Consider the following 20,420-nt stretch of genomic DNA (forward strand, 5'->3'; position numbering starts at 1 on the left):
CTGCGAGGCGCCGGTCCAGGGCGAGCCCGCCCTGTGGCATCCATGACCTTCCCTACCAGCCTAGGCACATCGGGTTCAGCTGTCGCAGGCTGGCGGCGTCACGGGGCCCAGGCCGGCCCGCCCCCGGCCGAGGCCGGGGTGTGGTGGTCGAAGGCGATCAGCGGGTCACCGGTCAGCGGGTGCTCGACGACCGCCGCCCGGACCCCGAAGACCTTGGCCAGCAGCTCCGGGGTGAGCACCTCACGCGGGGTGCCGGAGGCCACCACCGCACCCTCGTGCAGGACGTGCAGGCGGTCGCAGAGCGAGGCGGCCGCGTTCAGGTCGTGCAGCGAGATCAGGGTGGTGCTGCGCTGCGCCCGCAGCAGCGCGAGCAGCTCCACCTGGTGCTGGACGTCGAGGTGGTTGGTGGGTTCGTCCAGCACCAGGACGTCCGGTTGCTGGGCGAAGGCGCGGGCCAGCAGCACCCGCTGCCGCTCCCCGCCGGAGAGCGCGGCGAAGCTGCGGCCGGCGTGCTCGCCCAGGCCCACCTGGTCGAGCGCCGCCGCCACGATCTCCCGGTCGGCCGCGTCCTCCCCCGCGAAGGCCCGCTTGTACGGGGCGCGGCCCATCGCGACGACCTCGCGGACGGTGAACTCGAAGTCGCTGCCGCGCTCCTGGGGCAGCGCCGCGACGTGCCGCGCGGTCTCGGCAGTGGTCATCGACCGGACGTCCCGGCCGGCCAGCAGGACGCGGCCCGCGTGTGGCCGCAGGTGGCGGTAGACGGTGCGCAGCAGGGTGGACTTCCCGCTGCCGTTGGGCCCGACCAGGCCGGCGATCTCGCCCTCGGCCGCGATCAGCCGCACACCGGAGAGCACCGCCCGCCCGGCGAGGGTGACGGTCAGGTCCTCGATGGCGACTCTCAACTGCGCTCCAGGCGTCGGTCCAGCAGGTACAGCAGGACGGGTGCGCCGATCAGCGCGGTGACGACGCCGATCGGCACCTCCTGGGTGTCCAGGGCGGTCCGGGCGACGGTGTCCACCGCGACCAGCAGGACCGCTCCGGCGAGGGCCGAGACGGGCAGCAGCCGGCGGTGGTCGCCGCCGACCAGCAGCCGGCAGACGTGCGGGACGAGCAGCCCGACGAAGCCGATCGCCCCGGACACCGCGACCAGCACACCGGTGAGCAGGCTGGTGACGGCGAACAGCTCGCGGCGCAGCCGGGTGACGTCGACGCCCAGGCCCGCGGCCGTCTCGTCGCCCATCAGCAGGGCGTTCAGCGAGCGGGCGCGGGCCTGGAGGGCGAGCAGGCCGAGGGCCACGGCGGCGGCGGGGACGGCGACTTGGCTCCACTGCGCGCCGCTGAGGCTGCCCATCAGCCAGAACAGGACGCCCCTGGTCTGCTGTTCGTCGCCGGCCCGCAGCACCAGGAAGCTGGTGAAGCCGGAGAGGAACTGGCCGATGCCCACGCCCGCCAGCACCAGGCGCAGCGGTGAGAAGCCGCCCCCGCGCCGGGCCAGGGTCCAGACCAGGGCGAAGGAGGCGAGCGCCCCGGCGAAGGCGGCGGTGGAGATGCCCACGCCCAGGCCCGCCCCGGCACCCGCACCCAGGACGATCACGGCGACGGCGCCGAGCGAGGCGCCGGAGGAGATCCCGAGCAGGTAGGGGTCCGCGAGCGGGTTGCGTACCAGCGCCTGGACGGCAGTGCCGACCAGGCCGAGGCCGGCGCCGACGACGGCCGCCAGCAGGGCGCGGGGCGCGCGCAGCTGCCAGACGATCAGATCGCGGGTGCCGGGCTCGGGTTCGGCGCCGGTCAGCCGGCGGCCCACGACCGTCCACACCTCGCCGATCGGGATGTCCACCGAGCCGAGCGAGACGGCGACGGTGAGCCCGACGAGCAGCGCGAGCGCGAGGACGGCGGCGACGAGCCCGGGCCGTACCGCGCGGACGCCGCCCCGGGCGGTGGCGGCCGCCCGCACCCCGCCCATCTACTGGCCGTCCTTGACCAGGTCCGGGTGCACGGTGCGGGCGATCTGCCGGACGCTGTCGGCGTTGCGGACCCCGGCGATGGTGGTCTGCTCGGAGCCGATCCGCACGAACCGGCCCTGCTGGACGGCCGTCAGGCCCTTGGTCGCGGGGAAGTCGCGCAGGAACTGGGCGGCCGCCTCGAAGGCCTTCGCGGTCTCCGCCTCGCTGCCCTTGTTGCGCACGCCCAGCTGGATCCAGTCGGGGTTCTTGGCGACCACGTCCTCCCAGGAGACGGGCTTGAAGTCGCCGTCGCAGTCGGCGAAGACGTTGCGCGCGCCGGCCAGCGTGATCACGGCGTTGGCGACCTGCCGGCCACAGACGGCGATCGGCTGCTTGGTGCCGGCGTCGAAGTCGAAGAAGAAGTACGAGGGCCGCTGGTCGGGCGCGACGCCGGCGACGGCCGTACGGACGGCGCCGGTCTTCTGTTCCATGCCGGCCACCAGCTCCTCGGCCCGGGCGGTGGTGTCGGTGATCCGGCCGAGGCGCCTGATGTCCGCCTCGACCTCGGCCAGGTCCTGCTGGGGGCCCTTGAGCTGGGCGGCGCAGGCGGTCGAGTGCAGGTAGACGTGCTTGATGCCGGCCGCGGCGTACTCCTGCTCGGTGGGCGCCGCGCCCATCGCGCCGCCCATGGAGCCCATGTCGGCGAAGGTGTCGACGTACAGGTCGGCGCCGGAGCCGAGCAGCTTCTCCTTGGCGATCACCGTCTGGCCGAGGACCGGCACCTTGGCGGCGCGGTCGGCGAGTTCGGCGGGCATGCCGCCCTTGCCGGGCGGGAACCCGGTGCCGATGACGCGGTCTCCCGCACCGAGGGCCAGCAGCATCTCCAGACTGGCCGCGTTGCTGGTGACGATCTTCTTCGGTGCGGCGGCGAAGGTCGTCTCGGCGCCGGCGCAGTCCGTGACGGCGACGGGGAAGGCGCCCGCCGTGGCCGGGCTCGCGCTCCCGGGCTTGGCGCCGCCGTCGCCACCGGTGCCGGCGTCGCTGCCGCAACCGGTGACGAGCAGGGCGGCTGCGGCGGCCATGCCGCACAACACGCGAGAACGCATGGAACTCTCCTGTGGTCCGAGTGCACGGGGCCGCATCGGCGGACCCCGGACCAGGTAGTCGTACGCGGCAGGCCCCGGGTTCCCGGCGTCGTGCGGAATCTTCCCGGCCGGCGCACCGGGTGGGCGGGGAGCCGGCTCAGACGGCTCCCCGCGCACGCGGTTCCGGCGCCGCGCGGGCGGCTGCCCGACGGGAGCGACTACCGGAGACGGGAGCGGCTGGGCCGCGGTCACCCCCGAGGATCGCGGACCGCCCGTTCCCGGTGTCCAGTCTTGTGTCCGGGGCCCGCGCGCGGCTCCCTCCCAGGTACCGGGCGGCTCCCCCGGCGGGGTGATCCCCGGCCACCGCGGAGCCACCCCACGTACAGGTGAACGGGTCTGATCGTGCGTTACCTTGATCGGGATCGGAAGTTGGTCCAGGTGTTGTCCGAATACCTTCACCCTGGAGCACCCGTGGATTCCGTGGATCTCTCAACCAGTCAGCCGGCACCCGCCGAGGACCGTCCGAAGGTCGCCCGCCGTACGCTGCTGGGCTCCGCCGCCGCGGTGGCGACGGTGGCCGGGGCCGCCGGGTTCGCCGGCCGGTCGGTGGTGGGCGCCGCCCCCGCCTCGCGCAGCGGCGGCGCGGACGAGGCCCAGGCCCGCGATCTGGCGCGGAAGATGCTCATGGTCGGCGAGGACGAGCAGCAGGACCTCAAGCTGGACTACCTGCGCATCCTGATCGACGACAAGCTGCCGCCCCGGGCACCGCGCAAGAAGGTGCTGGTCGTCGGCGCCGGCGTCGCGGGGATGACCGCCGCCCGGCTGTTGAAGCAGGCCGGGCACGAGGTCGTGGTGATCGAGGCCAACGGCAACCGGGTCGGCGGCCGGGTGAAGACCTTCAAGGGCGTCTTCGAGGACAAGCAGCTGCACGCCGAGGCCGGCGCGATGCGGCTGCCGGACTTCCACCCGATGGTGCTCGCCCTGGCCGACAAGCTCGGCCTCAAGCGGCGCCTGTTCTACAACGCCGATGTGACGCCCGGCGCCTCGGCCGCCGGCACGGTGCCGCCGGTGGTCTACCGCTCCTTCACCGGTGAGACCTGGAGCAACGGCGAGGCGAGCGCCTTCAGCGCGCCCACGGCCAACTTCCGCACCAAGATCTCGGTGAACGGCACCCAGACCACCCGCGCCGCGTACGCCGGTTCCCCGCGCGCGGTCAACAACAGCTTCGGTACGGACCTCGACGGCACGGTCTCGGCCGCCGTCAGCAAGGCCTTCGAGCGGGTGAGCGTCCCCGGGGACGCCAAGATCGCCGACCAGCTCTCCGCCTGGGCCGAGATCTTCGAGAAGTACGACGGGCACTCCACCCACCGCTTCCTGACCGAGGAGGCCGGCTGGGACCTGGCGCGGATCCAGGCGGCGGGCACGCTGGAGAACATGACGTCCCGGCTGCACTACTCCCTGGTGCCGACCCTGATCGACCACGCCGTGATCAGCCCCACCAACCGTTACTGGGAGCTGGAGGGCGGCACCGCGGTGCTGACCGACGCGCTCGCCAAGGACCTCACCAACGACCTGCGGCTCGGGCGCCGGATGACCCGGCTGGTGCAGAGCGAGACCGGCGTCACCATCGAGACCATGGCCGAGAGCGGGGACGAGGAGTCCTGCGACGGCGCGCCGATCGGGCCGGTGGAGACCTTCGAGGGCGACTACGCCATCATCACCATCCCGTTCAGCGCGCTGCGGTTCTGCTCGATCGAGCCGCTGATGTCGTACGAGAAGCGGCGGGCCGTCACCGAGCTGCACTACGACTCCGCGACCAAGGTGCTGCTGGAGTTCAAGCACCGGTTCTGGGAGGAGGGGCCGAACGGCTTCACCGGCGGCGGCTGCGTGTCGGACAGCCCCAGCCGCTTCACCTACTTCCCCTCGCACTCCCCGGACGGCTCGTCCGGCGGCGTGGTGCTGGCCGCGTACACCTGGTCGGACGACGCGATGCGCTGGGACTCGCTGACGCCGGGCGAGCGGTACGCCTTCGCCCTGAACGACATGGAGAAGCTGTTCGGGCGCCAGGTGCGCGAGCAGTTCACCGGCGTCGGCGCCACCCAGTCCTGGGCCCGCGCCCGCTACGCCCTCGGTGAGGCCGTCATGTTCACCCCGGGCCAGCTGCACGAGCTGCACCCGGCGAGCCGCACGGTCGAGGGCCGGGTGCACTTCGCCGGCGAGCACACCAGCCTGAAGCCCGCCTGGATCGAGGGCGCCCTGGAGTCCGCCGTCCGCGCCTTCCTGGAGGTCCACCCGCGCTGAGCCCCGGCCCCCGGCCCCGCGGCTGCTGCCCGCCTCCCACGGGCGGCAGCGGCGGGCCGGCACCCGGCCGGGCGCCTTCGTGCCGTCAGGAGGGCGAGCGCTGCGCACCGTCGAGCGCCACCGCGGCCTCGCCGGTGTGCACCAGGAAGGTCAGCGACTCCTGGAGGTACAGCTCGACCCCGGCGTCCGTGTGGGAGCGGTAGCCGATCGACAGGTCCTGGCCGAGGTGGAGCGCGAAGTCGCCGCCCCGGCCGGAGAGCAGGAACGCCCCGTCCAGGGCGGGCGCCCAGACGATCTCGCCGTCCAGCAGCCGGGCCAGGTGGCTGTGGATGGGGTAGCCGTGGTCGGAGGTCTCGTTCACCGCGGTGAAGGCGTCCGCCCCGAGCAGCAGCGAGTACGGGCCGTTGACGCCCACCAGCCGCAGCGCGGTCAGCGCCTGGCTGACAGCGTTCGGGTACTCCCGCACGTCCTGCGGCAGGGCGATGGACGTGTTGGTGGTGCTCTCCCGGATGCCGGCGATCCCCGCGGCGGCGTAGCCCTCGAACAGCGCGCGGTCCTCGGCCAGCGCCATGAGGCGGGCGGCGTCCTTGACGGGCTGCCAGTCCGAGTCCCTGGCGCCGCGTTCGACGTCGTCCACCGCCCGGCGGTCCACGGTGAACGGCACCCGCAGCTCCACCAGCGGCTTCGCGCCGCGCGCGTACGCCGTCACCCCCACCACCGGCGGGTCGACGATCCGGGTGTGGCCCGTCCCGACCGCGGAGAGGTCGGGCCCGTCCGGGCCGTGCAGGTCCACCACCCGCCGCCCGGCGACGTGGAGCGTGAAGGTCCGCCGGGCCTCCTCCTCGATCTCGGCCCAGGCGGCCTCGGAGACGGGGGCGAGTTCGCGGTGCAGGTTGCTCATCGGAGGCTGCTCCTCTTCAGACTGCCGATGCCCAGCGAGCCGTCGGCGGCGGATCGGTTGTTGACGGCCCGCGCCGGGTGGCCGGCGGGCTCGGGCGGGGGCGGTGCGTCGAGGAAGTCCGCGGTGGGGGTGAAGAACTGCGTGCCGGTCACCGCCGTGGAGAAGTCCAGGATCCGGTCGTGGCTGCCGGGCGGATCGCCGATGAACATGTTGCGCAGCATCTGCTCGGTGACCTCGGGAGTCCGGGAGTAGGCGATGAAGTAGGTGCCGAACTCGCCGCGCCCGACCGTCCCGAAGGGCATGTTGTCGCGCAGGATCTGCCGCTGCTCGCCGTCCGGCCCGGTGACGGTGTTCAGCGCGACGTGCGAGTCCGGCGGCTTGACGTCGTCCGCCAGCTCGATGTTGTCCGCCTTCGTCCGGCCGACCACGCGCTCCTGCTCCTCGACGGTCAGCGCGTTCCAGGCCGCCAGGTCGTGCAGGTACTTCTGGACGACGACATGGCTCCCGCCGACGAAGTCCGGGTCCTCGGCGCCGACCAGGGCGGCGGCCTCGGCGGCGCGGCCGTCCGGGTTCTCGGTGCCGTCGACGAAGCCCAGCAGATCGCGCTCGTCGAAGTACTTGAAGCCGTGCACCTCGTCGACCACGGTGGCGGCGCCCGCCAGCCGTCCGACGATCTTTGCGGCGAGCTCGAAGCAGAGGTCCATCCGCCGGGCCCTGAGGTGGAACAGCAGGTCACCGGGGGTGGACACCGCGCGGTGCCGCCCGCCGACCAGCTCCTGGAACGGGTGCAGCCCGGCCGGGCGGGGCCCGCCGAAGAGCCGGTCCCAGGCGCCCGACCCGATGCTGGTGACGCAGGACAGCTCCCCGGACGGCGCCCGGAATCCGACCGATCTGCGCAGCCCGGCGAGGTCCGGCAGCAGCTCCCGGACGACGGGCTCACCGCCCGGGGCGATGGTCACCACCAGGAACAGCGCCGCGCTGGTGAGCGCGGCGAGGACGGCCTGGGGCTCGCCGGGCGCGCGGGTGGCTCGTTCAGCCGTGGGCGGCGGCAGCGTCATGGCAGCGGGCTCCCTCCGGGCGGGCAACAGATCACCCGCACGATTACACCGGATGCGGGACAAATCACCCACGGCAACACGCAGCTGACGCCCTTCCGGCGGCTTGGCGGCGTACGGCGGCCACCACACCCGACGCGCGGCCGCTGCCGCCGTTCCCGGCGCCCGCCTGCGCGGCCGCCCCTACGCGCCCGGGGCGGACGGGCGGCCGGCGGGGGCGTCGTACAGCAGGAGGTCGAGCACGGACTCGATGTAGCCGGCCAGTTCACCGGCGCCCTCCAGCGGCAGCACGCCCGGCAGCCTGGCCACCAGCTCGTCGTGGCCGACGTACGAGGTGTACCCGAGCGTCGCCCGCTGCCTGGCCACGGCCTGCGGGAAGCCGACCTCCTCGAAGAGGCCGACGACGTAGTCGATCCGGCGCTGCACCACCCGGCGTACCACGGGCGCGACCAGCCGGTGGTCCGCCGACGCGAGCACGTTGACCGTCACGGCGTTCTGCCCCACGTCCCCGGTGACCCGGGTGAACAGCAGCCGCAGCCGGGCCACCGGGTCCGGCTCGGCGGCCAGCGTCGCGATGGTGGCCTCGGTGAACCGCTGCTCCCAGAGCGCGAGCGCGGCCTCGATCAGCGCCTCCCGGTTGGTGAAGTGCCAGTAGAAGCTGCCCTTGGTGGTCCCGAGCCGGGCGGCCAGCGGTTCGACGGCCACGGCGGCCAGCCCGCCCTCGCCGAGTGCGGTGAGCGCAGCCGCCGCCCAGTCGTCTGCGGTCAGCCGCCGTCGCTCTTGCTCCATATCCATACGCTAGCGTACGGTCCCTCCATACGCCCCCGTATGGAGGGTCGCGCGAGGGAGGCACCGTGCAGAACGTCCAGCACCGCACGATCGACGCACCCGCCGCGAACGTCGGCGCCCTGATGGACCGGCTGAGCACCCCGCAGGACCAGGCCTGGCCCGCGAACTGGTCTGCGCTGCACCTCGACGCGGGCCTGAGCGTCGGTTCGAGCGGCGGGCACGGCAGGATCCGGTACACGGTGAGCGCCTACGAGCCCGGGCGGCGGGTGCGCTTCACCTTCACCCCCGGGCTCGGCCTCGACGGCTACCACGAGTTCACCGTCATCCCCGACGGGCCGCAGCGCTGCCGCGTCGTCCACACCGCCGAGGGCCGGCTCAAGGGGCCGATGCGGCTGCTGTGGCCGCTGGTGATCCGCTGGCTGCACGAGGCCCTGCTCCAGGACCTCTTCGACAACGTCCAGCGGCTGACCACCGGGCGGGTGCCCCGGCCGGCCCGCTGGTCGCCCTGGGTCCGGCTGCTCCGCCGCAGGTTCGCCCCGCGGCCGTGAACGCACCGGGCCCGGCCCGCCCGGCCGCAGAGGCCGGCGGGCCGGGCCCCGCAGAGCGGCTGGTCAGACGTCCTGCGGGTACCAGCGCAGCTCGACGGTGTTGCCGTCCGGGTCGAGGACGTAGAGCGACTGGGCGCTGCCGCGCGCACCGTACCGGGGCCCGGGGCCGTCCACCACGGTGAAGACGCCCGAGTCCACGACCTCCTGCCAGTCCAGCGGTTCGACGACCAGGCAGATGTGGTCCACATTGGACTCGCCGCGCTCCCGGCGGACCAGGTCGATGATGGTGCCGGGGCTCACCCGCACCGACGGGAACGAGACCTCACCCGCCCGCCACTGCTCGACCCGGACGGGTTCGAGCCCCAGCGGCCCGCAGTAGAACGCGAGCGAGCGCTCGACGTCCGCGACGTTCAGTACCAGATGGTCGAATGCGATGACGCGCACGGCAGACTCCTTGATCACGACCTGTGGTCGAACAGTATCGCCGCCGACTGACACCGCGGCTGACCCGGGGTCAGACCTCCTCGCCCCGGCCCCGGATCAGCAGATCGACGCCCGCCCGGTCCGTGCGGTCGGGTGATCCGTTGAGCCGGTGGATCACCACCCAGCGGCCGTCCGGCATGACCCCGGCGAAGATCGACGCGTGCCGGGTGGCCCCGTTGTGCCACCGCAGCCGCCCGGCACACTGCCACGACAGCGCCGGCTCACCCAGCCTGCGCTCCAGCAGCAGCCCGGTGACCAGGTCGGCCGCGGCCCGCGGGGTGGCCCACAGGCCTCCGGCGGGCAGGATCGGCCCGCTCATCGTCCAGGGCCGGCGCCGGCCGCCGAACAGGCCGGGTGCGAGCAGGCGGCGCTCCGCCGGCGGGTCGGCGGTGATCTCGTCGATCTCCAGCGGGCCGAGCACATACCGGCGCAGCAGCTCCTGGTACGGCAGGCCGGCGGCCTCGGTCAGGGCCGCTCCCAGCAGCGCGTAGCCCAGGTTGGAGTACTCCTCCTGCGCCCCGGGCGGTCGCACCGTGACGGTGTCGAGCCGGGCGAGCAGGGCACGCAGACTCTCCTCGTCGAAGGGCAGGTACGGGTCGGCGCCGCCGCTCAGCCCCGGTGGCAGGCGGGGCAGCCCCGAGGTGTGGTCCGCCAGGTTCCGCAGCGTGATCCCCGTCCCGGCGGGGACGGCGAGCCAGCGTTCCAATGGATCGTCCAGGCCGAGCAGCCCTGCGGCGTCCATCCGGGCGAGCGCGGTGCCGGTGAGGACCTTGGTGAGCGAACCTATCTCGACGAAGCGGTCCACGGCATGGCCACCGCTGGTGCGGGGCGGAGCCGAGTCGCTCAGGACGCAGGTGGGCGTGCGGAACACGGCGGGCTCCCCCTCGGTCGGCGTACGGACGGTCTCCCTTGAGGATGCCTCACCACCCGGCTCTCACTCCGCACGGGCCCCGGCCTCCCGTCCTTCACACGCTGCGGCCCCGGCAGCCGACTCAGCACACCGGCACCGCTGCTGACGCCGCATCCGCACCCGCCCGCGGTGCTTCGTCTCGCCCTGAGCCCCACATGGCACGGCGCGCCAGCGCGACCCCGCTGCGGGTACGCGCCACGGCCGCCCGGTCCGGCCCGGGCGCGGGCGCCGAGCCCGCGCACCGGCGGCAGACACCCGGCTGCGGCACGGGCGCCGCACATTGGGCGCACTCATGGACGGGCTTCACCACCACGGCCACCGGCACCGGCGGCATCTTCCGCTCCAGGCGCGCACGCAGGAGGGCCGCCGGGGCGTGCACACGCTCGGGCAGCCCGCTCAGCAGGGCCGCCCGCAGCCGGTCCACACTCCGGTCGCGCTCCAGCCACTGGGCCACCAACGGCGCCAGCCCGACGGCCTCGGTCAGGCCGAGCGATGCCAACCGGGCATCGGGAGCCGCCAGCGAGCAGAGCAGCTTCGCGGCCGCCGCCGTCGCCGCCGTCGCCGCCGCCGACGGGACCCGAGGCGCGTCAGGCACGCCGCCTGGGGCAGCCGGCGGGTGGGAGGTGTTCCTCCTCTTCTTCTCCCCCTTGGGGGAAGTGCTGACCTTCCGACCCCGCAGCGCACCGACTGCCGGCTTCCGGGCACTCGGCGCACTGATCCCTCCGGACGGTGCGGCGTCCTCCCGCCCTGCCGCACGCCACGCCGCCGCGACCTCCTCGGCGGCGGTCAGCGGCACGCTGCTGATCAGCGTCCGCGTGGTCCAGGTGCCTTTGGTGGGGTGCTGCGCGCGCCGGACGTGGAGGTACCCCTCCTCGATCAGCTGACTGCGGGCCCCGGAGACGGCCGTTCGCCCCTCGGGCATCCGGCCGCCGATCGTCTGGATGGTGTCCCGGCTACCGGGCGGCAGCGACAGCGCCCAGAGCAACAGCGTCTTCGCCGTCGCCTTCAACCGTGGGTGCCGCACGATGTCGTGGGATGCCCGGACATACCGCTCGGGCGCGATAAGGTGCACGTGCATGAGGATCCTCTATCAATCCTTGCGCCGGACCCCGGGGTGTTCCAGCACCGCCGGGGTCAACTGTCTCTATGCGACCGGACGCTAACACCCCGTAGCCGACCGCGTACCCGCAATCCCCCAACCTCACCCGAACGCGACACCGAACCGGGCGGGCGCCCTGAAGTCCCGTACGACTACTGCTCGCGGGCGGGCGCGAAGTAGTCGCCGAGCATGGTGGTCGTCCACGCGGCCTGACGGAGGTCACCGCGCGGGCCGAACTCCGCGAACCAGGGCTTCACATCGAGCACCGGACTGCCGTCCACCGCATCGAGGTCCTCGACATGGAGGTCGAGCCCGTCGACCTTGAGCAGACGGCAGCGCGAGACGCCGAGCCAGTTCAGCCGCCGCATGTTGCGATGACCGAAGATCCCGACCTCGGGCCAGTCCGGGTTGTCCCTGGGCCGCCGGGCCCCGAGGTTCAGATCGGTCGGGTCGGTGAGGTGGAAGCGGAACACGATCTCCAGGTGGGAGAAGTCCTCCAGCCCCTTGGTCGCTTCCGGGGTGAACCGGTCACCGTCGAGCCGGATGATCGAGCGCGTCCCACCCCAGTGGTCGTCCGTGGGCTCCACCCGGCCGCCGACCACCCGGCCCAGCGCCTCCACCTCGAACGTCTGACGATCTGTCATCACTCCGTGCTCCCTCTTCAGACTGATTCGGAAAGATACGCGGCGGCACGGGCGTCCACCTCGGCGGCGGCCGCAACGCGCCGCCGCCGGTAGGGCGAGAGCAGGCCGCGCATGTCGCCGGCGGCCTGCCTGGTGCGGCCGGACCGGACACCGTCCATCGCGTCCAGGGCTTGCGACCAGGTCGCGCATGCCTCCTCGACGTTCTTCAGCCGGACCTGCACGCCGCCGAGGTAGCCGAGGGTCACGGCGTGGGTGCGGGTGAACCTCTCGGCCTTCCGGGTTCGGACACTACGCCGGAACTCCCGTACGGCACCGTCCAGATCGCCCATGTCGCGCAGTGCGCACGCCGTCTCGTGCGCCAGGCTCGCCTCGCCGAAGAAGAAGACGCGCTCGGGCTCCGCCACCTCCGCGCGGGCTCCGGTCAGGTCGGCCTCCGCACGCAGCAGTGCGGCCGTCGCGGCACGCCTGCGGCCCACGGCGGCAAGGCCCCGGGCGTGCACGACGCCGAGCAGCGCCCGCTCACGTGGGCCGGCGAGCGCGTACCGCTCACCCTCGATCGAGGCCTCGGCGAGAGCGAGTGCCTGCCGATGGTGACCGAGGTCGATCGCCTGGTGTGCCATCGCTCTCAGGACGTGGGCCGCCATCGGCGGGTCGCCCGCCTCTGCCGCGAGCTTCACCGCCTCGGTGAAGAACCGCTGAGCCGTGGGATGGTCGCCGTTGTCGAACGCCATCCACCCCGCCAGGTACGACAGTTCACTCGCGGCGGAGAACATGCCGCGCCGTACCCGCTCGCTCTCGAACTTCCCGCGCAGATAGCCGGTGACGTCAGCGGTCAGATACCGCACCACCGCGCCCCAGGCATGCCCGCCACCCCGGCGCTGGTCGACCTTCGAGAAGAGACCGGCCATCTCCCGCACGGCTTCGAGGTCTCCGCGCCCGACCCGCCGGGTCGCCACCTTGTCGCGGACGCTGCCGCGTTCGGCCGCGTCCTTCCACCACTGTTCGCCCGGGACGGCGAGCGCGGCGACCGAGTAGGCCGCCACACCCAGAGCGCGTCTGCGTTCCACATCCACTTCGGTTCTCCCGAGGTCGGCCAGAGCGATCAGCGTATCCGTGCCCCAGTCCGCCACTCGGCGAGATGGGACGATCAGGCCGATCTCCTGGGGTGTCACAACCCCGCCGAGAGCGCGGCTCAGCGCCTCCGCCAGGAACACGCCGACGTTCCCGGAGGGCTGCCGGCCGCTGATCCACTGAGAGATCGTCGACTTGCCGGTCTGCGGCGCTTCGTTGTTCTCCGCCGCCACCCTCTGCACCAACCGCGCCAACGCGTCGAGCGTCATGTCGGCCTCGGCGATGACCGCCCGCAGCCGGTCGTTCGGCTCTCGCACCGATGTCACCCTGCACACCCCCTGACGGAGCCGTTGAACCGCTTAACCGCTCAGCGTGTCCAACACCGTACTCCGCGTGATGATCCGGCGGTTTCACTGATTGCATGCCGCCGGGCGCCGCAGCGGCGCACCGGCACAGGCCGCCGAGCCCCAACTCATCCCCGGCTCGCCAAGGCGGTCACGAACGTCCTGTCGCCTTCAACGGAGGAACCTCACATGCCGAACGTGTCCGCCGGCTTCATCCTCGGCCTGCCCGCCAACGTCACACTCCCCTTCGACGTAGGCGAGTTCGAAGGCTACTCGGAGCTCTGGCTGCCCTCACGGAACTCCTCCGTGCGCCACGCCCGCCGTCACCTGCGCGACCTCATGGCGATCTGGGGCGCATTCGACGACGCAGCGGCCCGCCACTTCACCGAGATCGGGCAGTTGGTCCTCTCCGAACTGGTCACCAACGCCGTCCGGCACGCCGAGCCCGCCGTCTCCGAGAGCGGAATCCACGTCCTCTTCCTCTACGGCGAACCGGGCCTGCAACTCTCCGTCTCCGACGGCGACGCGGAGCGGCTGCCCACGACGCAGCCCGAGGACACGCTCGGCGACCACGGGCGCGGCCTCGCCATCGTCACCTCACTGTGCGCACACTGGGACTGCCATCCACGCAAGTCCCGCGCCGGCAAGACCGTCCGCGCCCTGATCGCCCCGCCCGCCCCGCCCGCGCGACAGTGGTCGACCGCATAGCGGCTCGGCTGCCTTCAGTCCCCGAGGAAGGCCACACAGGTGCCAGGTGTGTCCGTGCACTTCACGGACAGACGGCTGCCGCTCGACCGCTGTGCACAGCGCCTTGCACGCGCGCTCCGGGAAGCCCGGTGCGGCGGTCGGGGCCACAATGGACGAAGGGGCGAGCCCCGGGCTGGAGGTCCAGGACACCATGCCCTATATCGCGGTGAGCGCACTGAGCCACGAGGGTCTGGTGCGGGAGCACAACGAGGACAGCCTGACGGTCGGGCCGTGGACGCTCTGCGCCACGGTGACCGGGAACCCGCAGACGCTGCTCTTCCCGCTCGGCGATCCCTGCCTGGTCGCGGTCTCGGACGGGCTGGGCGGGCACCCGGGCGGCGAGGTGGCCAGTGCGCTGGTGGCCCGGCGGCTCGCGGCGGGCGGGCCGGAGCTGGCGAGCGAGGCCGCCGTGCGGCAGATTCTCCGGGAGTGCAACAGCGCGGTCTTCGCGGCCGCGGAGACCGATCCGGGCCTCACCTCGATGGGCAGCACGGTGGCCGGCGTGGTGCTGCTGCCGGAGTCCGTCATCGTCTTCAACGTGGGTGACAGCCGGGTGTACGAGGTGACCGACGAGCGGCTGCGCCGGGTCAGCGTCGACGACAGCCCGCCGCTCGAACCGGGGCACCGCACCACCTCCATGGTCACCCAGACCCTCGGCGGCTCCAGCCGGCTCAGCCCGGTCGATCCCCACCTGTGCACGGCCCCGCTCGCGGCCGGCGACCGCTACCTGATCTGCAGCGACGGGCTCACCGACCCGGTGCCGGACGAGGAGTTGCACGGGGTGATCAGGGCGGCGTCCGAGCAGGCCGAGGGAATGTCCGAACGGGCGGACGGGCGGGCCGCATTCGAGCTGTGGCGGAGCGCGATCGAGGCCGGCGGACCGGACAACATCACCCTGGCGCTGGTGCGCATCGGCGAGTGACCGCGCCCAGGGCGCGCCGGGGACGCAGGGGGCGCGATGCGTCCACGGGCCCGCCGCCCCCGCGTCAGCCGTGCAGGTCGCGCGCGAAGTGGAAGGCGACCACGGCCATCCGGCGGGCGTGGTAGAAGCGGTGGGCGCCGTGGTTGGAGAGGCCGGAGTCGAGTTCGATCCGTACGCAGCCGGCCTGCCGGGCGCGCTCCTCCAGCTCGGTCAGCAGCCGCCCGCCGATTCCGGCGGAGCGGGCCTCGGGGGCGGTGACCAGGTCGTCCACGAGCAGCAGCCGCCCCCGGCTGGTGGCGAGCACGCGGTGGGTGGCGACGGCGAGGCAGCGGCGGCGCTCGTCGTACGCGGCGGTGAAGACCAGGCCCTGCTGGTGCGCCTCGGCCGCGAACTCGGCGAATCCGTCGCGGGTCAGGCCCGGGCGCAGGGTGCGGATCAGCGGGGCGATGTCGGCGGCCATGGCGCTCTGGCCCGGGGCGATGTCGAGCATGGTCAGTTCCACGCGCCCACTGTACGGGCGTGGTTGTGCCCCGGCGGGGAGAGTCGGGCCTCCCCGCCGGGGCATCGGCGTGCGAGTGGGCCGGGGCCGGCCCGGGCAGGTCAGTACTGGGTCTTGACGCTCACCCCGGCGAAGCCCTTCTTCGCGTACAGGCTGATGAAGACCGCGCCGGCGGGCGGGTTCCGGACGGTGAGCGTCTCGGTGTTGCCGGCGCTCGTGGACCTGGCGGTGTAGGAGCCGGTGGTCGCCCAGCCCTTGGCGCTGTAGTAAAGGTCGGCGTTGCCCGTGCCGCCGCCGGTGCTGATCGTCAACTGCTTCGTCCCGGCGGGCACGTACAGGTACAGGTAGCTGTAGTCACCGGTGACCGCGGACAGGTTGCTGCGCCGGCAGTTCTTGCCGAGTTGGCGGGTGTCCGGGTCCGCGCACTCCGGCACGCCGGTGGCGGCGACGGTGATGCTCCGGGTGGCGGTGGCGGTGGCGCCCCGGTCGTCGGTGACGGTCAGGGTGACGGTGTACGTGCCGGCGGCGGCGTACGCCTTGGTGGGGTTGGCGGCGGTGGAGGTGCTGCCGTCCCCGAAGTTCCAGGCGCGGGCGGCGATGGTGCCGTCGGCGTCGGTGGAGTTGTCGGTGAAGGCGACGCTCAGGCCGGTGGCGAGGGCGGTGAACCCGGCGCTGGGCGGCTGGTTGGCCGGCGGCACGACGCCGCAGGAGCCGGCGGCGCAGGCCGTGAGCCAGGCGGCGAAGTCGGCGTCGTAGCGGGTGCCGATGGTGCCGGTCAGGTAGCTGCGGGCGCCGGCCCAGTCACCGGTGCGGTACTTGGCGAGTACGGCGTCCAGGTCGGCGCGGTGCGACTGGAGCATGTACCGCACGGCGAGGTAGCCCCAGTTGTAGACGCGGGTCTGGTCGGCGTTGTCGTAGGTGGTGTCGAACAGGGTGCTCAGCGCGTACGTGTGCCGGGCCGCCTGGGCGATCGCGTCGTCGTAGCGGACGTTGCGGTAGGAGTAGGAGATGTACTCCGCGAAGCCCTCGACCCACCAGATGGTCGGGGTGGTGACACCGGCGTCGAAGTCGCCGTACATGTCGAACCGGCCGTCGAGGTAGTGGGTGTACTCGTGGTTGAGGTTCCAGATCTGGAAGTCCGGGCGCAGCCACTCCGCCTCGTAGGCGATGAAGCGCGGCTGGTTGCCGGCCTTGGCCGGGTCGCCCTCCAGGTACATGCCGCCGTTGTCGGTGGAGATGCCGAAGATGGTGCCGGCGTAGGTCTGGTAGTCCCGGCTGGAGTCGAAGACCACGACCTCGATGGTGGTGTTGTTGTCCCCGGCGACGGCGCCCTTGTCCCTGGCCACGCCGTGGAAGTAGGCGTCCTGGCCCTGGAGGCTGGCGCAGGTGGCGTCGAACTCGGCGGGCGTCATCTGCTGGGCCAGGATGCGGATGCTCGCGCTACAGGTGTGACCGGTGGTCAGCACGGCGGCCTTGAGCCGGGCGGCCAGGTCGCAGGTCTCGTAGTAGGCGCAGTTGGCCTTGTCGTAGGAGTCGGTCATCTCCGCGAGGCCGACCCAGAGCGGGGCGGTGCGGCCGGTGATCGAGCTCTGCCCGAGCAGGCCCTTGACCAGCGGGCGGACCTTGGCCTGGAGCGCGGGGTACTGGAGGAAGCGGCCCAGTTCGCGGCCGGCGTTGGAGACCAGGTACCCCTGGTCGGTGCCGAGCGCGCCGAGGTTGGTGCCCGCGAAGGCGGACAGCGTGTCGGTGACGCTCGGGTCGGCCTGGACGGCGGCGACGAAGTCGGGTGACTGGTGGCCGCGCCAGAGCACGGTGTAGGTGGCGTTGACGGCGGCCAGCATGTACCAGGAGCTGTTGTACGCGCTGGTGTAGCCGGCGAGCAGCCGCTTGACGACGTCCAGGTAGCGGGCGTTCTCGCCGGAGCTGTCGATCAGGGTGACGGCCTCGGAGAGGGTCTGGCCGTTGGCGTCGGTGACGTCCCGGGAGTGCGGGGCGGCGAAGAAGCCGTCCAGGGCGGCCCGGATCGAGCCCTTCAGGGTGCTTCCGTACGGGCCGACGTCCGCGGCGTGGTACCACTGCACGAAGTAGCCGGCCCGCAGGTAGAGCACCAGTTGGGTGGCGGAGGTGCTGTTGTCGCCGGGGTAGCCGGCCGCGGTGTCGCGCAGCGCGTCCGCGACGCTGACCATCTGGGCCTCGCGGAAGGCGCCGGCGGCGTCCGGGCCGACGAGCTTGAACAGCGTGTTGACGCAGGCCACGTCCACGGACTTGATCTGCTGGACGAGGGCGGCGCCGGTACGGGTGGTGAAGTCGGCGACGTTGCAGGTGGCGGCTGCGGCGAGGCTACCGGCAGCGGGGGAAGCCGGCTTGTCGTAGTCGCGCCTCAGGGCGTCCTGGTCGGCCGGCAGCGGGGGGCGGTCACGCAGGTCGAGCACCTGGCCGGCGTGACTGTCCTCCCGCGCGGCGGTGCCGGTGGCGGGCTGGGGGGCCGCGCCGGTCGGCACCGAGGCGCCGGGGCCGCGGTCGGCCGGTCGGGCGGCGGCGGCCTGGCTCCTCGGCGCGGGGAAGCCGATGGCCAGACAGAGTGTCAACGCGAGTATCAGGAGCCTGAGGAGGTCCTTCGGAGTTCGAGCGGTTCGCACGTGGGGGTCTCCAGCCGGTCTTCGGCCGCGTGGGGGCGGCCCTGAGGGGTGAGGACCGATGCAGCAGAGCCGTATCCGCCTGGCTTTGACGTGCACACGGTGGGGGATGTGACATGTACCATTGCACGCGTCACACGTCACTGGGAAGACTCCTGCACTGCCCAATTCCCCGGCCGCCGATCCGGTCCCGGGGCCGACGCCCCTGCGGTGACCGGACGGTGACCAGGCGTCAGGTCACAGGCCGCCGCGCCGGAGAGCTCGACTCTCCGGCGCGGCGGCTCGGTTGTTCACCGTGCACCCGGGCGGCGCGGGGCGCGCGTCGCGCCCGGGTCGCCCGCGCGGCACCTACTTGCGCAGCAGCAGGATGACCCCGGCCGTGACCAGGCCGAGCGTCACCGCGGCCGCGCCGTACGCCAGTCGGTGGGCCCGCAGGCCGGGCAGGAAGCGATCGACGGCGAGGCGGCCGGGGCCGGTCAGCGTGAGCGCGCCGGCGGCGGCGGTGAGCAGCAGCTCGTACTCGACGCCCTTGGGCGCGAAGAACCCACCGCCCCAGGTGACGGCGAGGGCGTTGACCATGGTGCCGACGACGGCGGCCCCGCCAGCGGGGTGAGCAGGCCGACGGCCAGCGCGAGGCCGCCGAAGGTCTCGGTCAGGCCGGCCACCACCGCCATGGTCCGGCCGGCCGGGTAGCCACTCATGGTGAAGAACTGGCCGGTGCCGTCGATCCCGCCACCGCCGAACCAGCCGAGCAGCTTCTGACTGCCGTGCGCGGCCATCGTCAGTCCGAGCGCGAGGCGCAGCAGCAGCAGACCCGCGTCGTAGGCGTGCGGCGAGGCCGAGGGCGCGGCGGCCCTCCGGGCGCCGGCCGGGGTGGCCGGGGCGGGGACGGTCGGGGCGAGGGCGGGGGCGGTCGGGTTCGGCATACGCGTCTCCAGCGGTCATGGGTACGTGAGTACGGTTACAGCGCGAAGTGGTTCAAATTCGAACCACCATCTGACCGTACCTGCCAATTCGAATGTGAACAACTCTCGGCGTGTCGCGCGCGCCCGGCCGCGAACCGGGGCAGGGTGGAGGCATGTCTCACCGACGTGAACCAGAAGTCCTGGACCTGTACCGGAAGGCGCTTGAGGAGTTCGGCCGCCGGGTCCATCTGGTCGCCGCGCACCAGTGGGCCGCGCCGACCCCCTGCTCCGAGTGGTCGGTACGTGATCTCGTCAACCACGTCACCGCCGAACAGCTCTGGGTGCCCGAGCTGCTGATGGGCTCGACCATCGCCGAGGTCGACGGCCGCTTCGACGGCGACGTGCTGGGCGAGAACCCGGTCGCGGCCTGGGACGCGGCCGCCGGCGCGGCCCGCGAGGCCTTCGAGCTCCCCCGCGCGCTCGACCTCGTCGTCCACCTCTCCTACGGCGACACCTCCGGCCTGGTCTACTGCAACCAGATGGTCGCCGACGTCACCGTGCACAGCTGGGACCTGGCCCGGGGCGCCGGCGCCGACGGGCGGCTGCCGGCGGAGCTCGTGGACTTCACCCTGCGGGAGGTGAGCGCGTACGGCGAGGCGGCCACCGCCGCCGGACTCTTCGCACCACCGCTGGCCGTCCCCGCAGACGCCGCCCCGCAGACCCGGCTGCTCGCCCTCACCGGCCGGCGGGACGGGCCGTGACCCCGCGCCCTTGCCACACCCCCTTGCCCTGACCGGGCCGCGCACCGGCCGGACCGGTCCGTGACGCCGGATACTGGAAGGACCGGGGTGCGCGGTGCAGGCGCGCCTCCGGCGTACCGGTCCGACCGGGGCCGGTCGTAGCCGAGGGCTGAGCGAGGCGAGCCATGGGCCGGAAGGCAGAGGCGGACATCGTCGAGGAGCTGTCCACCGAGCACCGCGCGGTGGAGGAGTTGCTGGCGCGTGTCGAAGCGGCCTGGACGGGCCGGCAGGAGCCGGCCGACGGCGGCGACCGGCCGGTCGGCGCCGACAGCGGCGCGGGCGGTGGCGCCGACAGCGGCGCCGACAGCGGCGGGAGCGGCGGCCACGCGGCGGTCCTGGCGCGCGGAGCCCTGGTCGAGCAGCTCTCCGACCTGCTGCTGAGCCACTGCACCGCCGAGGAGGAGCACCTGTTCCCGGCCGTCCAGGAGCGGGTGCCCGACGGCGGCTCGATGGTCTTCACCAGCATCACCGACCACCTGGCGATCGGGCAGTACCTGTCCGACCTGGCCGGGCTGGCCCCCGAGGACCCGGCCTACCGGCCGCTCGTCGAGGACCTGGCCCGGGCCGTCCGCAACCACCTGGACATCGAGGAGCGGCGCCTGTTCCCCGCCGCCCGCAAGTCCCTGCCGCCCGCCGAGCTCGTCACCCTCGGAGAGGCCGTCCGCCGGGACCGCCGGGCCGAGACGGCGGGTGGCGCCGAGGGTTGACCGCAGAAGCCGCCGGCACCGGGCACCGGGC

The 20,420-nt window shown here is 73.1% G+C and carries 19 protein-coding genes and 1 pseudogene; 6 read left to right on the forward strand and 14 right to left on the reverse strand.

The genetic code is table 11. The annotated features are described in order from the left end of the window. Positions 1-98: 98 nt before the first annotated feature. From ACIBH3_RS18815 to ACIBH3_RS18825, 3 genes are read right to left on the reverse strand one after another with little or no spacing between them, the layout of a single operon-like run. The gene (locus ACIBH3_RS18815) at positions 99-902 is read right to left on the reverse strand and encodes an ABC transporter ATP-binding protein (RefSeq protein ID WP_396313103.1); all 804 of its coding nucleotides are present in this window, start codon (positions 900-902) and stop codon (positions 99-101) included. Beyond that, positions 899-1,963, reverse strand: a complete 1,065-nt coding sequence (locus ACIBH3_RS18820; protein ID WP_396313104.1) for a FecCD family ABC transporter permease — start codon at positions 1,961-1,963, stop codon at positions 899-901. The genes ACIBH3_RS18815 and ACIBH3_RS18820 overlap by 4 nt, the downstream gene beginning before the upstream one ends. After that, the gene (locus ACIBH3_RS18825) at positions 1,964-3,049 is read right to left on the reverse strand and encodes an ABC transporter substrate-binding protein (RefSeq protein WP_396313105.1); all 1,086 of its coding nucleotides are present in this window, start codon (positions 3,047-3,049) and stop codon (positions 1,964-1,966) included. Between the two features lie 459 nt (positions 3,050-3,508). Here ACIBH3_RS18825 and ACIBH3_RS18830 point away from each other — a divergent pair, with 459 nt between their 5' ends. Further along, a complete protein-coding gene (locus tag ACIBH3_RS18830; RefSeq protein WP_396313106.1) occupies positions 3,509-5,329 on the forward strand; it encodes a flavin monoamine oxidase family protein in 1,821 nt (606 codons plus the stop codon). Between the two features lie 85 nt (positions 5,330-5,414). On the opposite strand, the gene ACIBH3_RS18835 is transcribed toward ACIBH3_RS18830, so the two are convergent. The 3 genes from ACIBH3_RS18835 to ACIBH3_RS18845 all read right to left on the reverse strand — a co-directional run bounded on the left by ACIBH3_RS18835 (position 5,415) and on the right by ACIBH3_RS18845 (position 8,074). Further along, a complete protein-coding gene (locus ACIBH3_RS18835; RefSeq protein WP_396313107.1) occupies positions 5,415-6,230 on the reverse strand; it encodes a family 1 encapsulin nanocompartment shell protein in 816 nt (271 codons plus the stop codon). Continuing rightward, positions 6,227-7,288 (reverse strand): Dyp-type peroxidase, encoded by a 1,062-nt coding sequence (locus ACIBH3_RS18840; protein ID WP_396313108.1) that lies wholly within the window; start codon positions 7,286-7,288, stop codon positions 6,227-6,229. Before ACIBH3_RS18840 ends, ACIBH3_RS18835 begins: the two co-directional genes overlap by 4 nt. A gap of 180 nt (positions 7,289-7,468) precedes the next feature. Beyond that, entirely contained in the window at positions 7,469-8,074 is a 606-nt protein-coding gene (locus tag ACIBH3_RS18845; RefSeq protein ID WP_396313109.1) for a TetR/AcrR family transcriptional regulator, read from the reverse strand. 65 nt (positions 8,075-8,139) lie between these two features. On the opposite strand from ACIBH3_RS18845, the gene ACIBH3_RS18850 reads away from it, so the two are divergent. Further along, a complete protein-coding gene (locus ACIBH3_RS18850; protein WP_396313110.1) occupies positions 8,140-8,622 on the forward strand; it encodes an SRPBCC family protein in 483 nt (160 codons plus the stop codon). Between the two features lie 63 nt (positions 8,623-8,685). Here the strand turns inward: ACIBH3_RS18850 and ACIBH3_RS18855 are convergent, their stop codons facing one another. The 5 genes from ACIBH3_RS18855 to ACIBH3_RS18875 all read right to left on the reverse strand — a co-directional run bounded on the left by ACIBH3_RS18855 (position 8,686) and on the right by ACIBH3_RS18875 (position 13,146). Then, positions 8,686-9,066 (reverse strand): VOC family protein, encoded by a 381-nt coding sequence (locus ACIBH3_RS18855; RefSeq protein WP_396313111.1) that lies wholly within the window; start codon positions 9,064-9,066, stop codon positions 8,686-8,688. Between the two features lie 70 nt (positions 9,067-9,136). After that, on the reverse strand, positions 9,137-9,976 hold the full coding sequence (locus ACIBH3_RS18860; RefSeq protein ID WP_396313112.1) for a serine hydrolase domain-containing protein: 840 nt from the start codon (positions 9,974-9,976) through the stop codon (positions 9,137-9,139). A gap of 121 nt (positions 9,977-10,097) precedes the next feature. Further along, positions 10,098-11,093 (reverse strand): hypothetical protein, encoded by a 996-nt coding sequence (locus ACIBH3_RS18865; protein WP_396313113.1) that lies wholly within the window; start codon positions 11,091-11,093, stop codon positions 10,098-10,100. 173 nt (positions 11,094-11,266) lie between these two features. After that, a complete protein-coding gene (locus ACIBH3_RS18870; RefSeq protein WP_396313114.1) occupies positions 11,267-11,758 on the reverse strand; it encodes a TrmO family methyltransferase in 492 nt (163 codons plus the stop codon). A 17-nt stretch (positions 11,759-11,775) separates the two neighbouring features. Further along, on the reverse strand, positions 11,776-13,146 hold the full coding sequence (locus tag ACIBH3_RS18875) for a Tat pathway signal protein (protein ID WP_396313115.1): 1,371 nt from the start codon (positions 13,144-13,146) through the stop codon (positions 11,776-11,778). Positions 13,147-13,362: 216 nt separating this feature from the next. Here ACIBH3_RS18875 and ACIBH3_RS18880 point away from each other — a divergent pair, with 216 nt between their 5' ends. Together ACIBH3_RS18880 and ACIBH3_RS18885 are read left to right on the forward strand one after the other, a co-directional pair. Continuing rightward, the gene (locus tag ACIBH3_RS18880; RefSeq protein ID WP_396313116.1) at positions 13,363-13,881 is read left to right on the forward strand and encodes an ATP-binding protein; all 519 of its coding nucleotides are present in this window, start codon (positions 13,363-13,365) and stop codon (positions 13,879-13,881) included. Between the two features lie 190 nt (positions 13,882-14,071). Continuing rightward, positions 14,072-14,842 carry a PP2C family protein-serine/threonine phosphatase gene (locus ACIBH3_RS18885; protein ID WP_396313251.1) on the forward strand — a complete coding sequence of 257 codons (771 nt, stop codon included), beginning with the start codon at positions 14,072-14,074 and terminating at the stop codon, positions 14,840-14,842. A gap of 64 nt (positions 14,843-14,906) precedes the next feature. Here ACIBH3_RS18885 and ACIBH3_RS18890 read toward each other — a convergent pair whose 3' ends face one another. The 3 genes and pseudogenes from ACIBH3_RS18890 to ACIBH3_RS18900 all read right to left on the reverse strand — a co-directional run bounded on the left by ACIBH3_RS18890 (position 14,907) and on the right by ACIBH3_RS18900 (position 18,903). After that, positions 14,907-15,344, reverse strand: a complete 438-nt coding sequence (locus ACIBH3_RS18890; RefSeq protein WP_396313117.1) for a GNAT family N-acetyltransferase — start codon at positions 15,342-15,344, stop codon at positions 14,907-14,909. Between the two features lie 98 nt (positions 15,345-15,442). After that, a complete protein-coding gene (locus tag ACIBH3_RS18895; protein WP_396313118.1) occupies positions 15,443-17,980 on the reverse strand; it encodes a collagenase in 2,538 nt (845 codons plus the stop codon). Positions 17,981-18,325: 345 nt separating this feature from the next. Then, positions 18,326-18,903: pseudogene (locus ACIBH3_RS18900) on the reverse strand (DoxX family protein). A 152-nt stretch (positions 18,904-19,055) separates the two neighbouring features. Between ACIBH3_RS18900 and ACIBH3_RS18905 the strand changes: the two are divergent. Both ACIBH3_RS18905 and ACIBH3_RS18910 read left to right on the forward strand, forming a co-directional pair. After that, positions 19,056-19,643 (forward strand): TIGR03086 family metal-binding protein, encoded by a 588-nt coding sequence (locus tag ACIBH3_RS18905; protein ID WP_396313119.1) that lies wholly within the window; start codon positions 19,056-19,058, stop codon positions 19,641-19,643. Positions 19,644-19,807: 164 nt separating this feature from the next. Then, entirely contained in the window at positions 19,808-20,389 is a 582-nt protein-coding gene (locus tag ACIBH3_RS18910) for a hemerythrin domain-containing protein (protein WP_396313120.1), read from the forward strand. Positions 20,390-20,420: the final 31 nt, after the last annotated feature.

The sequence above is a fragment of the Kitasatospora sp. NPDC050543 genome, assembly GCF_044457565.1.
Lineage (GTDB): Bacteria > Actinomycetota > Actinomycetes > Streptomycetales > Streptomycetaceae > Kitasatospora.

Coding starts and splice junctions, on each gene's coding strand:
- ACIBH3_RS18820 (WP_396313104.1), bottom strand. CDS start 1,963: ATGGGCGGGGTGCGGGCGGCCGCCACCGCCCGGGGCGGCGTCCGCGCG.
- ACIBH3_RS18825 (WP_396313105.1), bottom strand. CDS start 3,049: ATGCGTTCTCGCGTGTTGTGCGGCATGGCCGCCGCAGCCGCCCTGCTC.
- ACIBH3_RS18835 (WP_396313107.1), bottom strand. CDS start 6,230: ATGAGCAACCTGCACCGCGAACTCGCCCCCGTCTCCGAGGCCGCCTGG.
- ACIBH3_RS18840 (WP_396313108.1), bottom strand. CDS start 7,288: ATGACGCTGCCGCCGCCCACGGCTGAACGAGCCACCCGCGCGCCCGGC.
- ACIBH3_RS18845 (WP_396313109.1), bottom strand. CDS start 8,074: ATGGAGCAAGAGCGACGGCGGCTGACCGCAGACGACTGGGCGGCGGCT.
- ACIBH3_RS18865 (WP_396313113.1), bottom strand. CDS start 11,093: ATGCACGTGCACCTTATCGCGCCCGAGCGGTATGTCCGGGCATCCCAC.
- ACIBH3_RS18870 (WP_396313114.1), bottom strand. CDS start 11,758: ATGACAGATCGTCAGACGTTCGAGGTGGAGGCGCTGGGCCGGGTGGTC.
- ACIBH3_RS18880 (WP_396313116.1), top strand. CDS start 13,363: ATGCCGAACGTGTCCGCCGGCTTCATCCTCGGCCTGCCCGCCAACGTC.
- ACIBH3_RS18885 (WP_396313251.1), top strand. CDS start 14,072: ATGCCCTATATCGCGGTGAGCGCACTGAGCCACGAGGGTCTGGTGCGG.
- ACIBH3_RS18905 (WP_396313119.1), top strand. CDS start 19,056: ATGTCTCACCGACGTGAACCAGAAGTCCTGGACCTGTACCGGAAGGCG.
- ACIBH3_RS18910 (WP_396313120.1), top strand. CDS start 19,808: ATGGGCCGGAAGGCAGAGGCGGACATCGTCGAGGAGCTGTCCACCGAG.